Below are 14791 nucleotides of genomic sequence, written 5' to 3' on the forward strand. Positions count from 1 at the left end.
TCAAGCACATTTCCAATGGGGCGAGAATTGCGAAGCAATGTAGCAACATTGGTCGGCTTTAGCCGAATGTGCTTGAATAATAAAGATATGGATAGTTTTAATTATCTATATCGACAGTTAAACGAAGGTCGACTATTTTTTTGATAAAGTCAAATAGCTTAAAACCCAAACTGAATTGTACACTCACTGCTTTTTTGGGTGTTTTTACAGTGCTTTTTTTAGTTTACTATTATTGGAATCACAACGTCTCCTTTGTCAAAAGTTTTAATTTGAATGGCTCCATTTTTTCCTTCTCGTTTTCCCCAAATTGCAATTGCTTGATTAATTCCTATTCTATTTATTTCTTTTATTTTTCTCGAAATTAGATATTCAGCGACAAAATTGTAATTGTGAGTTGGCATTCCATCAATCATATAGAAAATTGATTTTTTAGGGTCAATTTCTTTGAAGAATTCATAATCAATTCCTAATTCAGTATTAAATTCCGATACTTTATTTATTCCGATTATTTTCTCAATATTGTTTTCGTATTTAATTTCAGAACGAGGTAATTCGACAAGCTCTATATTCGGTTCAGTTTTTATTTTATTAATAAAATCATTTGGGTTAATCAAAACCCATTCATTATTAACAACAACTAATGTATTGTTATCAATTTTTATATTATCCAATGTCAATCTCGATTTACAATTTGTTAAAAGGATTGAAAATAAAAGCAAAATTCTTATTGATTCCCTCATTTTTCTCAAATGCACTATAATATTGAAGATAAGGACAGTTTTAATTATCCATATCACAATTAAACGAAGTACGACTATTTTTTTGATAAAGTCAAATACCTTAAAATTCAAACTGCAATTGTACACTCACTGCTTTTTCGGGTGTTTTTACAGTGTTTTTTTTATTTTAGTAGATAGTAGCTTGTTATTGGTTTAGCAATAAGCGAGTAATAGATTATACACGTTGTTACCAGTAGTTTTTATTTAAAAAAACCTAATTCTTTCAGAACTGTGAGTTTTTTTAATTCAAAAAGTTCATTCGGATAATTACCATATAAAACCTTAACCTTTCCATTTTTAATCTCATAATAAGGTTCAGGGTATTTTTCTTTTATTAATTCCAAATTCTCTTCTTTAAACTCAAATTCCATTGGTTTTTCAAATTCAATTTTTCTTGGCTTTATGTGAAATGTCGAATCAATTTTTCTATAGATATAAGGATTATATGGTGAAGCCCATTTTCCGTCAATAGTTTTATATAAATTGTGATATTGATATTTTACATGAATTAACTCACCACAATAATCAGCAACATATATTAATACATTTTCAAAATCGCTATATTTTTTTATAGAAAAATGGTCATACGAAATAAAACTTATTGTATCTTTAGGATAATCACCATGCAAATTTTCAAGGATTTTATATTTAGCATCATATTTTGAATCCATTGAGATTATATTGCAATAATAAACGTCATCAGCAGGTTCTACATTTATTTTTTTTCCAATAAACGCATAAAGCATTTTAGGTTTTTCTTTACAAGGAATGTATTCAGTGCAAACTTTTGGTTTTAATTCAATTCTTATACTATCTCTTTTAGCCAAATCTGAAACAAGATATGATTCAGTTATGTGTTGCGGAGATTTGAAAAATAATGAGTCAGTCAATTTTACCTTTATTTTAAAATTTCCATTTTCATCTGCTGTCACAAATAAATCTTTGTTTTTAGTAATTTCTGAATGTCTATTGTATTTTGGTAAATCTGCTGAAAAATATTTTGAAAGTGTATCGTTAACTGAAATTCTAACTCTATTCCTGTTTTTAGTAGTATCAATTGCAACTCCCTTGATTATAACTTTTTGCCCAAAAGTAATTGAACTGAAAAGCAGGAAAATTATGACTAAAATGTTTTTCATGAATTTTACATTTTGATTTTCAAATTTAATGTTGAATTACGTTTACTAAAAACTAAAATGAGCGAGTATGTCTTTTGACTGAGTAAATAATAAAGATATGGATAGTTTTAATTATCTATATCGATAATTAAACTAAGATCGACTATTTTTTGATAAAGTCAAACGCCTTAAAACTCAAACTGCAATTGTACACTCACTGATTTTTCGGGTGTTTTTACAGTGTTTTTTTTAGAGGTTTCAGTGTTTAAATTAGATAATGAAATACCCAATAAACGTACCGAATTGCTCAACTTGTCTTGGTACAATAAATCTTTAGCAGTGTCTAAAATAATACTCTTATCACTAATAAAATAAGGTAAAGTTTTACTACGTGTTTGTAGTGTAAAATCGCTGTATTTTATTTTTAAGGTGACGGTTTTTCCAGCAACTGAGCTTTTGTTTAAACGTCGTGCTACTTCTTCTGCAATATGGTCTAGTTTTTCGAGCATGAACACTTCAGAAGACAGGTTTTCGCTAAAGGTACGTTCAGCAGCTAAAGATTTTCTGGTTCTATTTGGCTTTACTTCGCTGTTATGAATGCCTCTAACCACATAGTAATAGTAACGCCCAGATTTACCAAAATGCGTGTCAAGATACTCCAGCGATTTTGCTTTTAAATCTTTTCCTGTAAAAATGCCTTTTTGGTACATTTTTTCGGCAGTAACTTTACCAACACCATAAAATTTTCTAATGTCTAGAGCTTCTAAAAACTCAAGCACTTCTTCAGGATTCACGGTTTTTTGTCCGTTAGGTTTGTTGTAGTCGCTTGCTACTTTTGCAATAAATTTATTGATAGAAATTCCTGCAGAAGCAGTTAAACCAACTTCATTGAAAATACGTTGCCTTATGTCTTTAGCAATAAGTGTAGCGCTTGGGTGTCCTTTTTTGTTTTGGGTAACATCAAGATAAGCTTCATCAAGCGATAACGGTTCTACCAAATCGGTATAATCATGAAAAATTTTCCTGATTTTTTTAGAAATTTCATGGTAGCGATCAAAACGCGGACGCACAAAAATAAGCTCAGGACAAAGACGTCTTGCTTTAACGCCACTCATAGCACTTCTTACACCAAATGTTCTGGCTTCATAGCTAGCAGCACTCACAACACCACGTTTACTACTACCACCAACAGCAATGGGTTTACCTTTTAATTCAGGATTGTCCATTTGCTCTACAGATGCATAAAAAGCATCCATATCTACATGAATAATCTTTCGTATTGGTAAATCGTTTTGCATAGTGTAAATTTAGACATTAAATGTCTTTTATTTTTATGATTGAAATAGAACGTAAATTTTTAGTAACTTCTCATGCGTTTAAAAACCAAGCGTATTCAAAAACGCATATAGTACAAGGGTTTTTAAATACTGACAAAGCACGAACAGTTAGAGTAAGACTGAAAGGTGATAAAGGTGTATTGACTGTAAAAGGACCATCTACAACTGATGGATTATCACGTTTTGAATGGGAAAAAGACATCGATAAAACAGATGCTGAAGCGCTTTTAAAACTCTGTGAAAAAGGAGTGATTGACAAAATGCGTTATGAGATTAAAGTTGCACAACATATCTTTGAAGTTGATGAATTTTTTGGAGACAATGAAGGCTTAATTATTGCCGAAGTTGAACTAAGCTCCAAAGATGAACATTTTGAAAAACCCGATTGGTTAGGAGAAGAAGTAACAGGAGACATTAAATATTATAATTCACAAATAAGCAAAAAACCATACAACACCTGGAAGTTATGAAAAGACTATTACTATTGTGCGTTGTAGCATTATTATATGTTGCATGCAAAGAAGAGCCTAAACAAACCACTACTGAAATAGAAGAACCTATTGAAGTTGTTGAGGACTCAACTCTAATTGAAGTAGAGGAAGAGGCAACACCTGAAAAGTCTATTAGTGAGTTAAAAAATGAACTTGCTGCAAAAGGGTTTAAGACCTTTGATTATGTTGATGAAAAAACGCAAGACACTATAATCATGCAACAGTATTTTATTGCCTTTTTAAAGCGTGGTACAATACGAAATCAAAATGAAGAGGAAGCTGCAATTTTACAAGAAGAGCATTTAGCACATTTACAAAAAATGTACGATTTAGGTTATGCTGATATTTCAGGACCTTTTGGTGACGATGGAGATATAAGAGGTATTACCATATACAATGTGCCAACACAAAAAATGGCCGACAGTTTAGCAAATGCTGATCCAATGGTGCAAGCAGGACGATTGGAAATTGAAATCCACCCTTGGTGGGCAGCAAAAGGGTTTCCTTTAAGATAATAAAAAAGCCACTCAAAATGAGTGGCTTTTTATTTATAACTTAGTATTTTAAAGTTACGCTTTCTTTTTATCTGCGCAACATGCCATTTTACAGTCTTCGGCGCAAGCTTTTTTAGCGTCTTCGGTTTTATCTGCACAACATGCCATTTTGCAATCTGCTTTACAAGCTTTTTCGTTAGAGAATGATTCAACCGTTTTCATGTCATTAACTTTGTACATGTCACCAGCTTTAGCAACAGCTTCTTCTAAAGAGTTAGGAGTTACTTTAGCTTCATCATACTCTACCATTGCTAAATGCTTGTCAAAATCTACAGTAGCAGATTTTACACCTTCCATTTTAGCAAGTTTCTTTTCAATGGTTTTTGCACAACCAATAGCACATGTCATTCCTTCAATACCAAACTCAGCTTTTGCGTAAGTAGCATTTGGGTCTAATTTTACTGAAGTTTCTTCAACATTAGTATCTACAGTTTTAACTTCAGGTTTTGCATCGTTTTTACAAGACACTATAAAAAGTGCTAAAACAGAGACAACTAATATATTTTTTATTGTTTTCATAATGAATTAAATTTTTCTCCTTTAGGGTATTTAATGAATTTTAATCTGAAACAAATCTAATAAATATTGCTGTTTTTAGTGAAATAATTAACGAATTTTGTGATTTACAGCAATATTGCATAAAAAAAACCGAAGTGTATACACTTCGGTTTTTAAAAAATTATTTAAAGACTTAATTAGTCAAAATCAGCATCAGATACACCTTCGTTGATTTTAACTTCTTTAAGTTTAAACTCAATAACTTGTCCCATTTGACTTCCAGATCTAACTCCAGGAAACTTTAATCCTTCAATTAACTGGTAGTCTTTTAAATCGGTTTCTTGACTTTGAGTTTGACCTTGCATATTAGTTGTTTGAATCTCTTTTACTTTTAATCCAGTTTCAACATCATAAAAATACGTTAGAGAAATTACTTCTCCTGAAACTTCAACTCTATAAGCATCTTTACCATCAATAGACTCAATTCCAGCTAATTTTACATTATCAGCAGTAAGCATATTTAATTCTGGGAATAAACCAGCCATAATGCTCATGTCTTTAGCCATATTTTCTGGTAATGGGTTTTTGTTCATTGTAACTTTTTCTTGAGTCATTACAACAGCCATCATAGGGCTACCATTCATAGAAATGCTTTGAGAAGCTTTTCCGTCAAGACGTTTTTCTTCACTTACAATAGTTGCTCCCATTGCTGATGCTTCGTAAGAGACTAATATAGAGTTAGTAGATTCAATTTTTGCTTTTCCACCAACAGCTTCTAAATAGTCATTAATAACTTTTTTGGCATCTACACCTTCAGGCATTGCTACATCATAGGTTGGTTTTTCAACAGGGTTTGCATATGCATCGTAATATTTAATTGGAATACCAGTTTTTTCAAGGTTTTCTAAAACATCACTTCCTTTACCTACAACTACTACACGAGCATTTTCAGTTTTAAAGTATTTGTTAGATACTCTTTGTACATCTTCAACAGTTACATCGTTGATTTTTTGAAGATAAGTAGTATAGAAATCTTTAGGTAAGTTGTTTAACTTGATGTTTAAAGCATAGTTAGCCACAGTTTGTGGTTGCTCTAATCCCATAATAAAGTTACCAACATATTTTGCCTTAGCGTCTCTAAGTGTTTGTGGGTCTACAGGTTCAGTTTTAATACGATTGATTTCTTTTAATGCTTCAACTACAGCACTATCAGTTACCATGTTTCTAACTTTAGCAGAAGCGTTGAAACGCCCTAAACCATATCTGCTAGCTCCAAGACTAGAGTAAGCACCATAAGTATACCCATGCTCTTCACGAAGGTTTTTAAACAAGTAACCTTCTCCACCACCACCTAAGATGTTGTTTGCAATTAAAGCTGCATGATAATCTTTATCATTCATTTTTAAATCAACATTGTTAGTTACAGTAATGCTTGATTGTGTAGCTGTTGGGAAATCTACAAAATTGATTTGAGTGTATTGCGCATTAGGTGCAGCAGGAAGGACTTTATTAGAAACGTCAATAGATTTTTCCCATCCATCAAAGTGAGCTTCAATTTGCTTTTTAATAGTTCTGTAGTCAATATCACCTATAACAACTAAATAAGCGTTGTTAGGATTAAAATACTTTTCATAAAAAGCAACTACATCTCCAAAAGTTATATTGTTAATGGTTTCTTCAGTTATGTATTCACCATAAGCATGATTTTTTCCATAAGCTAGTACGTTACGTACACGACTACTAATAGCGTCAATACTTTTTTCTTCTTGTTTTAGGCTTTCAATTAGTTTTACTTTTTCTTTTTCAAACTCCTCTTCAGTTAATAAAGGATTAATTGCAGCATCTGCCATTAATTCTAAAACACGATCAGAGTATTTTGATAAAGAGCTAGCGAATCCACCACTAAACCCAAAGTTAAGACTAGCACCTAAAAAGTCTATTTCTTCATTAAACTCATCTTTAGAAATAGAAGTAGTACCATTTCCTAACATGCTCCCTAAGATGCTTTCTACACCTGCTTTTTGACCAGTAGCTATTGGGTTGTTGTCAATACGTAATGAATACGATACTCTTGGTAATTTATGATTTTCAACAACCAATACTTTTAATCCGTTTTTTAATTCAAACTCACTAGGAACTTCCAACGAAATTTTTGGTTCTGGTCCTGCTTTAGGTGGTTTAGAACGGTCTATTTGAGCAGTAACACTTACTGTCACAAAAAACAGTACAATTAATACAGATAGTTTTGTTTTCATGTTATTATATATCGTTTTCATCTTAGTTTTCGTCTTTTTGAGGTAAGTATTCCAATTCTACACGCTGATTAGGGCTAAGATATTTTTTTGCCACATCACGAATTTCTTCTCTAGTAATTGATCTGTAAATATCAATTTCTTTATTGATTAAATTTACATCTCCATAAAGTAGGTAGTATGTAGCTAATGAGCTTGCAATACCTGCAATACTTGAGTTAGAGTTTACAAATTGATTTTCAAATTGATTGATAAGTTTTTGGTAATCACGCTCAGAGATTAATTCAGTTTGCATTACAGCAATTTCCTCATCCATTTCAGTTAAAAGTGTTGTTAAATCAACTTCTCCTAATGGAATAGCAAATAAAGCAAATACACTGTAATCCATTTGACCAAGGTTTACAGCTTGTACAGCTAAAGCTTGTTTTTGTTCGTCAACTAGCTTTTTGTACAATACAGAACTTTTCCCTCCACTTAAGTAAGAAGAAATCATGTCTAAAACATAAGCATCTCTTGTTCCAAAACCAGGAGTTCTATAAGTAGCTATAATTGCTGGTACTTGAATGTTTTTGTCAAATGCTTGAGCTTTGATAGTCTCAGTAATTGGAGTTTCTTTGGGGAAGTTTCTTACTACTTCAGGACCTCTTTTTACTTCACTAAAATAATCGCTAACCATTTTCTTGGTTTTATTAATGTCAATGTCTCCAGCAACAACTAAAACCGCATTATTTGGTCCATAATAATCTTTGAAATACTGATTAAACTCTTCTAATGTAGAAGCGTCTAAATCTTCCATGTAGCCAATATTAGGGTCTTTGTATGGGTGAACTTTAAACAAGTTTGATCCAATAGCCTCTAAAATTCCACCATAAGGAGCATCATAACGTTGGCGTTTTTCTTCTTTTACAACTTCGTTTTGAGTATCAACACCTACTTGGTCAATAACTGGATGAAGCATTCTTTCAGACTCTAACCATAACCCTAACTCCAATTTATTTGAAGGAAAAATTTCATAGTAGTACGTTCTGTCTTGAGAAGTATTAGCATTAAATGTACCACCATTTGCAGGAATAATTTTCATAAATTCCCCACGCTCAATGTTTTCAGACCCTTCAAATAAAAGGTGCTCAAAAAAGTGTGCAAACCCTGTACGAGGTGCATCAGGAGTTCCTCCAACATCTTTTCCACCTACGTTGTACATAACTGAGGTGATAACCACTGGAGCAGTATTATCTTGATGCAAAATAACGTGCAATCCGTTATCTAGATCAAATTCTTCAAATTCAACTTCTTGTGCAGATGTAGCAAAACCAGCTAATACAAATGCAGCTAAAGTAAATAAGCTTTTTTTCATTGTGAGTTTGTTTTTAGTTTATAATATAAATTGTAAGTCTTCGAGTTGCGAAAAATGTTACAAGTTTCACAAAAATAGTAAATCATAACTACGCATTGTGTGAAATAAATGTAAAAAAGAGGCATAAAATTATTTATATACGCAAATTTTCACGAAATTTAAAGGACTTGATTTCAAACATTTATATTATGAAAACATCTTTATCGGTAGCATTAAAATATGGAATTTTTATTGCGGTAACTTTAATAGCCTATTTTTTGTTTGTAAGATTGTTTAATCTTCATGAGAATATTTGGTTAAGACTTTTTAATGGGCTTATTATGGCCACAGGTATTTATTACGGCATAAAATATTATAAGTTATCTGTTAGTGACAGCTTTACTTATATTGACGGTTTTAAAACAGGATTAATAACAGGTTTTGTAGGAACAGTTTTATTTACAGCTTTTATGGCTATTTACATGTTTCATATAGACCCAAAATTTACTGAAACGCTTTTAGGAGAATGGTTTAGTAACTATGGAGAAGGCACTGGAATTTTAGTGTTTATTATCTTAATTGAAGGATTGGCTTCAACCGTTGTGCTCACCTTAACATTCATGCAATTACTCAAAAAAAGCTATAATATCTCTCAAAAAGCATAAAAGGTTTGTAGATTAAAGATTTAGGCGTATATTTGCACTCATTTTTGAGTAAAATTATTAACACAAACTTAAACGTTACGCTATGTACGCAATTGTAGAGATAGCAGGGCATCAATTTAAAGTTGAAAAAGACCAAAAAGTTTTTGTTAACCGTTTAGCAACAGAAGAAGGTGAGAAAGTTTCTTTCGATAACGTTCTTTTAATTGGTGATGGTAACAATGTAACTGTAGGCGCCCCAGCTATAGACGGAGCTCAAGTAGGAGCAAAAGTCGTTAAGCACCTAAAAGGTGATAAAGTTATTGTTTTCAAAAAGAAAAGAAGAAAAGGTTACCGTGTAAAAAATGGTCACAGACAAGCCTTATCTGAAATCGTAATTGAAAGCATCGTAGCTTCAGGAGCTAAGCCAGCTAAAAAAGCTGAGAAAGCTGCTCCAAAAAAAGAAACTAAAAAAGCTGAACCTAAAGTAGAAGCTAAAGCTGCACCAAAAAAAGCAGCAGGAAAAGCTGACGATTTAAAGAAAATCGAAGGTATTGGTCCAAAAATCGCTGAAACTTTAATTGAAGCTGGTATTGCAACTTATGCAGATTTAGCAAAAGCTAAACCTGAGCAAATTTCAGAAATCATCGCAGAAGTTCGTGGTAGTCATGTACCAGACACTTGGCCAAAGCAAGCTAAATTAGCAGCTGATGGAAAATGGGATGAATTAAAAGAATTACAAGACAAATTAGATGGTGGTATAGAAAAATAATTTCTGTATCATTTAATATTAACAATATAAAACCTTAATACAATGGCTCATAAAAAAGGAGTAGGTAGTTCCAAGAACGGTAGAGAATCAGAATCGAAACGATTAGGTGTTAAGATTTTTGGTGGTCAAGCTGCTGTAGCTGGAAACATCATCGTAAGACAAAGAGGTACAGCTCACAATCCAGGAGAGAATGTGTATGCTGGGAAAGACCACACTTTACACGCTAAAGTAGATGGTATTGTAAAGTTTGAAAAGAAAAAAGGTGGTAAATCTTACGTTTCTGTAGAACCTTTCGAGGCTTAAGAAACAGTTCTTTTAAAAAATTAAAGCGGCTAGATGTATTTCTAAGCCGCTTTTTTATTTCATAACATTAATATCATACAAACAATAAGTTTGGGTAACACTTGTAGCGTTTCTTTATAGGTTTATAAAATAGTTTGCATTTTGTCTACTTATAAACAAACCATTACAATATTTGCTTTTTTTATATCTGTGTCTCTTTGTGCTCAAATGTCAATCAATACTACAAATGAGATCGACACTAAGTTATATGATTTAAAAAAGGAACTTGAGTTGGCTAAAACCAGTTCCAACACTTCAAAAACAGCACAAGTGCAAGTTAAACTAGGAGATTTTTTTAGTCGCTTAGAACTCTATAGTGAAGCGATAAAGAACTATCAAGCGTATCTTAATATTCATAAAACTAAAGATTCAGGACTGGTTTATATTCAAAATGCACTTTCAACAATAAACCTTGATTTAAAAAAGTATAGTGAAGCCAACAAGTATGCGCAAAATAGCTTAACAATTTCTGAAGACATAAATTATTCAAGAGGAAAAGCAAAAGCAAATGCTTTGTTGGGTAGTGTAGCTGAAAAACAAGGCAATTATGAAAAGGCTTTAGAATTTCAAAAGTTAAGTCTTTCTATTTTTAATGTGCTAAATGACAGTACAGGTTTAGCAAGCACCAATGAAAATATTGGAAGCATTTATGAAGACTTAGAGCAGTATGACTTAGCATATCAATATTTTAAAACTGCAAATACGTATGCTAAGAATAGTGAAACGGATCTTCAAATTAACATCATTAATAACCTTGGTGATGTCAATCGTAAAACAGGAAATTATAGTAAAGCGCTTGGGTATACTGAGCAAGCTTTAATGCTAGCTCAAAAAACTAATAATGAATCTCAAATAGAAAGTGCTTTAAAAGATTTAGCAAGAACTTATGCTGATTTGGGAGATTACGAAAAAGCTTACGGTTACCTTAATAACCAAAGCATAGTTAACGAACAAGAACTTAGACAAAACAATGCCGAAATAGTAAGTGCAATGCAAGTATTATATGAGGTAAAAGAAAAAGAAGCCGAAGTTAAACTTCTAAACAAACAAAACCAGATTAATAAAGTAAGGCAGTATATTATCTTAACTATTACTGGAGCTATTATTTTAGCGCTTATAGTTGGGTTTTTGTACTGGAAAAAAAGACGAAAACACGAGAAACATATTTTAGAATATCAACAACAGTTACTGCAAGCCGATTTAGACAAAAAAACAGCCGAAGAACAAGCTCTAAAACGCGAAATAGATATAAAAGTGTCTTCGTTAACTAATTATAGTTTACACATTGCGCATAAAAACAAAATGCTTTCTGATGTTTCAAAAACACTTACCAAATTAAAAGGAAGAAATAGTGAGCTAGTAAAAACCAAATTACAAGAACTAGCAAGTGAAATTGAAGCTGACTTAAACAATAATAATGAGTGGACAGAACTTATGGGTTATTTTGGTCAAATTCATCCAGCGTTTTTTAAAATTTTAAAACAATCGGCTTTAGAAAAGTTGTCGTCTTCTGAAATGCGCTTATGCTTATTACTAAGATTAAATTTATCATCTAAAGAAATCGCAGAGATACTTCATATTACTTCTGATAGCGTTAGAATTGCTCGATACAGACTAAGAAAAAAATTGCCGTTAGACTCCAAAGACGATTTGCAAGCCTACTTACTCAATTTATAGGGAATGTTTTCCAAATCTTTATCGAGTGTTAAGTAATTGTAAATGTTGCTATGTTTTATAGGTGTTTTTCAAGGGTTAGTTACTATTTGTTAACACATTCTAAAGCTACAAAACATGGCTTAGGTCTAGTTTTGTCTAAAACAAAATTAACCTATCAATGAAACATTTATTTACTTTACTATTATTTATATCTGTACCCTTTTATGGGTTTTCTCAGTCAGGAAATCTACAAGGTATTATAACAGATGACAACGGAATTACAGTTCCAGGAGCAACTGTAATGATTGAAGAGCTTAAGAAAGCTGTCGTTTCCGATTTTGACGGTAAATTTACTATGGTAGATATACCTGAAGGAACGTATAACCTTTTAATTAAATATTTGGGTTATGCCGATTTTAAGAAAGAAGTAACAGTGACTGCTTCTCAAACAACAGAATTGAACATTACACTAACATCAAAAAGTACTGAGCTTGATGAAATAGAAGTAGTGGCTTATGGCTTTGGAAGTCAAGCCAGAGCACTAAACACTCAAAAAAATAAAACAAACATTACCAATATTGTATCAACTGATCAAATTGGTAAATTCCCAGATGCCAATATTGGTGATGCTGTAAAGCGTATTCCTGGTATTACAATGCAGGTTGACCAAGGTGAAGCGCGTAACATTATTGTTCGTGGTCTTTCTCCTCAATTAAATTCAGTAACATTAAACGGAAGCAGAATTCCTTCGGCTGAAGGTGATAACCGTAACGTACAAATGGATTTAATTCCTTCAGACATGATCCAAACTATTGAAGTAAATAAAGCGGTTACTCCTGATATGGATGGAGATGCTCTTGGTGGTTCGGTAAACCTTATTACTAAAACGTCACCTCAAGGATTCCGTTTATCTGCAACAGCAGGTTCTGGTATTAACTTTATTACTGACAAGAGAATTTTAAACGGATCTTTCTTAGTAGGAGACCGTAGCAAAAACAATAAGTTCGGATGGATGGTTTCAGCATCTATCAACGATAACGACTTTGGTAGTGATAATGTCGAAGCAGAGTGGACTGATGAGTTTGAGTTTAACAATGGAGATGAAGATAACCTTGAAGAAGTTGACGTAAACCCTTATGCAAACGTATTTGAAATTAGAGAGTATTTAGTACAACGTGTGCGTAGAAGTTTTTCAGCTAATTTAGATTATAAGTTAGATAAGAATAACACAGTTTACTTTAAATCTATCTATAACTGGAGAGACGATAGAGAAAACCGTTTTAGGTTAGAACACGAAATTTTAGATGGTGAAGATATTGGAGCAGGAGATTTTTCGGTTGATGCTAATGGTAACTTAACGATGTTTCCTGTAGAAGCTAAGCGTCAATCAAAAGGAGGAATTGACAGCAAGCGAAATAAAAATGCAAGATTAGAAGACCAACGTATGCAAAACTACAGTCTTGGAGGTGAGCACCTTTTAGGTAGTGTTCAATTCGATTGGATGGCTTCGTTTTCAAAAGCTTCAGAAGAACGTTTAAATGAGCGTTATTTAGAGTATGAAAGTGAATATGCAGTTAACTTTAATAATAATCAAGACAAACCATTGTTTTCACCTGTAAGTGCAACTGATGCTAATTATGAAGATTTTGAGTTTGGTGAATTAACTGAAGAAAACCAATATACCGAAGAAAAAGACTTTAACTTATTTGTTAATGCACAAGTGCCAATGTCTGTTGTAAATGGTAGAGATGGGTTCTTAAAATTTGGAGCAAAAACCAGATTGAAAAACAAAAATCGTGAAAACGACTTTACAGAATATGGTGACGAGACTGGAGCTTTGGAGTTTTTAGGAATGGTACCAACAAGAAACTATTCTGATTCTGATTTTCTTGCAGGTGGTCAATACCAAGTAGGTAATTTTGCAAGTCCTGAATTTTTAGGAGGACTAAACTTAAATGACTCTAACTTGTTTGAAGCTGAAAACCTTCCAGAAGAATATATTACTGCAAACTTTGATGTAAACGAAAACGTATATGCAGGTTACGCAATGTTAAACCAAGATTTATCAGATAAGTTAAGCGTATTAGCAGGTGTAAGATTGGAGCATACTTCTATTGAAAGTGAAGGAAATGAACTTGAGTTTGATACTGAAGGAGATGTTTCAGGGATTAACGTTGTAAAAGACAAAAACTCATACACTAACATTTTACCAGGTGTTCATTTTAAGTATAACCTTAACGATAACACAATATTACGTTTTGCGTGGACGAATACTTTGGCTAGACCTAATTATGTTGATTTAGTACCTTATAGAGAAATCAATAACGAAGACGAAGAAATTTTCTTAGGAAACTCTGAGTTAGACCCAACAACATCTATGAACTTTGATGTTATGGCTGAGCACTATTTTAAATCAGTAGGTATCATTTCAGGAGGATTATTCTATAAAGATATTCAAGATTTTGTGTACACTTTCCAAAGTGAAAACGAAGATGGATTCGAAGTATACCAACCATTAAATGGTGATGATGCATCAGTATTTGGAGCTGAGGTTTCTTTTCAACGTCGTTTAGATTTCCTTCCAGGATTTGCAAAGAACTTTAGTGTTTACTTAAACTATACGTACTTAACATCTAGTACAGATGGTATTCGTAATGAAGATGGTGAAGAGCGTACAGACTTAGATTTACCACAAACAGCACCTAATATGTTCAACGGTTCTTTAGGGTATGCAGGTAAAAACTTTAGTTTACGTTTATCAGCTAACTATTCTGATGCTTACATTGATGAAATTGGTGGAAATGCGTTTGAAGATAGATATTATGATGAGCAACTTTTCTTAGATTTTAATGCAAATGTTGCTATCAACAAAAACTTGAGTTTATACCTTAACATCAACAACATTACCAACCAACCATTACGTTATTATCAAGGTGTAAGTAGTAGAACCATGCAAATGGAATACTACGAAAAGCGTTTAACATTTGGTTTAAAGTATGATTTGTTTAAGAAGTAAGA

13 protein-coding genes are annotated in these 14791 nt (G+C 32.4%); 7 read left to right on the forward strand and 6 right to left on the reverse strand.

Features of this window, described 5'->3' with window-relative positions:
• Positions 1-218 precede the first annotated feature (218 nt).
• The 3 genes from OD803_RS11760 to dinB all read right to left on the reverse strand — a co-directional run bounded on the left by OD803_RS11760 (position 219) and on the right by dinB (position 3195).
• Positions 219-671, reverse strand: a complete 453-nt coding sequence (locus OD803_RS11760; protein ID WP_131506467.1) for a hypothetical protein — start codon at positions 669-671, stop codon at positions 219-221.
• Positions 672-979: 308 nt separating this feature from the next.
• On the reverse strand, positions 980-1918 hold the full coding sequence (locus tag OD803_RS11765; protein ID WP_262733545.1) for a hypothetical protein: 939 nt from the start codon (positions 1916-1918) through the stop codon (positions 980-982).
• Between the two features lie 167 nt (positions 1919-2085).
• Positions 2086-3195 carry a DNA polymerase IV gene (dinB, locus tag OD803_RS11770; protein WP_262733546.1) on the reverse strand — a complete coding sequence of 370 codons (1110 nt, stop codon included), beginning with the start codon at positions 3193-3195 and terminating at the stop codon, positions 2086-2088.
• Between the two features lie 35 nt (positions 3196-3230).
• Between dinB and OD803_RS11775 the strand changes: the two genes are divergently transcribed.
• Both OD803_RS11775 and OD803_RS11780 read left to right on the forward strand, forming a co-directional pair.
• A complete protein-coding gene (locus OD803_RS11775; RefSeq protein WP_262733605.1) occupies positions 3231-3704 on the forward strand; it encodes a CYTH domain-containing protein in 474 nt (157 codons plus the stop codon).
• Positions 3701-4240: a YciI family protein gene (locus OD803_RS11780; RefSeq protein WP_262733547.1), complete on the forward strand. Its 540-nt coding sequence runs from the start codon at positions 3701-3703 to the stop codon at positions 4238-4240. The genes OD803_RS11775 and OD803_RS11780 overlap by 4 nt, the downstream gene beginning before the upstream one ends.
• 54 nt (positions 4241-4294) lie before the next feature.
• On the opposite strand, the gene OD803_RS11785 is transcribed toward OD803_RS11780, so the two are convergent.
• From OD803_RS11785 to OD803_RS11795, 3 genes are all read right to left on the reverse strand, one after another.
• Positions 4295-4798 (reverse strand): cation transporter, encoded by a 504-nt coding sequence (locus OD803_RS11785; protein WP_129759892.1) that lies wholly within the window; start codon positions 4796-4798, stop codon positions 4295-4297.
• 176 nt (positions 4799-4974) lie between these two features.
• Complete coding sequence (locus tag OD803_RS11790) at positions 4975-7032, reverse strand: M16 family metallopeptidase (protein WP_262733548.1); 2058 nt, start codon at positions 7030-7032, stop codon at positions 4975-4977.
• 22 nt (positions 7033-7054) lie between these two features.
• The gene (locus OD803_RS11795) at positions 7055-8383 is read right to left on the reverse strand and encodes a M16 family metallopeptidase (protein ID WP_131506474.1); all 1329 of its coding nucleotides are present in this window, start codon (positions 8381-8383) and stop codon (positions 7055-7057) included.
• 188 nt (positions 8384-8571) lie between these two features.
• On the opposite strand from OD803_RS11795, the gene OD803_RS11800 reads away from it, so the two are divergent.
• The 5 genes from OD803_RS11800 to OD803_RS11820 all read left to right on the forward strand — a co-directional run bounded on the left by OD803_RS11800 (position 8572) and on the right by OD803_RS11820 (position 14789).
• On the forward strand, positions 8572-9027 hold the full coding sequence (locus OD803_RS11800; RefSeq protein ID WP_134198264.1) for a DUF4199 domain-containing protein: 456 nt from the start codon (positions 8572-8574) through the stop codon (positions 9025-9027).
• An 82-nt stretch (positions 9028-9109) separates the two neighbouring features.
• Positions 9110-9775: a 50S ribosomal protein L21 gene (gene rplU / locus OD803_RS11805; RefSeq protein ID WP_262733549.1), complete on the forward strand. Its 666-nt coding sequence runs from the start codon at positions 9110-9112 to the stop codon at positions 9773-9775.
• Between the two features lie 42 nt (positions 9776-9817).
• Positions 9818-10078 carry a 50S ribosomal protein L27 gene (gene rpmA, locus OD803_RS11810; protein ID WP_129759897.1) on the forward strand — a complete coding sequence of 87 codons (261 nt, stop codon included), beginning with the start codon at positions 9818-9820 and terminating at the stop codon, positions 10076-10078.
• A gap of 141 nt (positions 10079-10219) precedes the next feature.
• Complete coding sequence (locus tag OD803_RS11815; protein WP_262733550.1) at positions 10220-11794, forward strand: tetratricopeptide repeat protein; 1575 nt, start codon at positions 10220-10222, stop codon at positions 11792-11794.
• A 157-nt stretch (positions 11795-11951) separates the two neighbouring features.
• Entirely contained in the window at positions 11952-14789 is a 2838-nt protein-coding gene (locus OD803_RS11820; RefSeq protein ID WP_262733551.1) for a TonB-dependent receptor, read from the forward strand.
• Positions 14790-14791 lie beyond the last annotated feature (2 nt).

Origin of the sequence: Gaetbulibacter sp. NE, from assembly GCF_025548475.1 — a bacterium.
Lineage (GTDB): Bacteria > Bacteroidota > Bacteroidia > Flavobacteriales > Flavobacteriaceae > Gaetbulibacter_B > Gaetbulibacter_B jejuensis.

Excerpts from the sequence above, each read along its gene's own strand:
- OD803_RS11765 (WP_262733545.1), bottom strand. The coding sequence starts at position 1,918 with ATGAAAAACATTTTAGTCATAATTTTCCTGCTTTTCAGTTCAATTACT.
- dinB (WP_262733546.1), bottom strand. The coding sequence starts at position 3,195 with ATGCAAAACGATTTACCAATACGAAAGATTATTCATGTAGATATGGAT.
- OD803_RS11775 (WP_262733605.1), top strand. The coding sequence starts at position 3,231 with ATGATTGAAATAGAACGTAAATTTTTAGTAACTTCTCATGCGTTTAAA.
- OD803_RS11780 (WP_262733547.1), top strand. The coding sequence starts at position 3,701 with ATGAAAAGACTATTACTATTGTGCGTTGTAGCATTATTATATGTTGCA.
- OD803_RS11785 (WP_129759892.1), bottom strand. The coding sequence starts at position 4,798 with ATGAAAACAATAAAAAATATATTAGTTGTCTCTGTTTTAGCACTTTTT.
- OD803_RS11790 (WP_262733548.1), bottom strand. The coding sequence starts at position 7,032 with ATGAAAACAAAACTATCTGTATTAATTGTACTGTTTTTTGTGACAGTA.
- OD803_RS11795 (WP_131506474.1), bottom strand. The coding sequence starts at position 8,383 with ATGAAAAAAAGCTTATTTACTTTAGCTGCATTTGTATTAGCTGGTTTT.
- OD803_RS11800 (WP_134198264.1), top strand. The coding sequence starts at position 8,572 with ATGAAAACATCTTTATCGGTAGCATTAAAATATGGAATTTTTATTGCG.
- rplU (WP_262733549.1), top strand. The coding sequence starts at position 9,110 with ATGTACGCAATTGTAGAGATAGCAGGGCATCAATTTAAAGTTGAAAAA.
- rpmA (WP_129759897.1), top strand. The coding sequence starts at position 9,818 with ATGGCTCATAAAAAAGGAGTAGGTAGTTCCAAGAACGGTAGAGAATCA.
- OD803_RS11820 (WP_262733551.1), top strand. The coding sequence starts at position 11,952 with ATGAAACATTTATTTACTTTACTATTATTTATATCTGTACCCTTTTAT.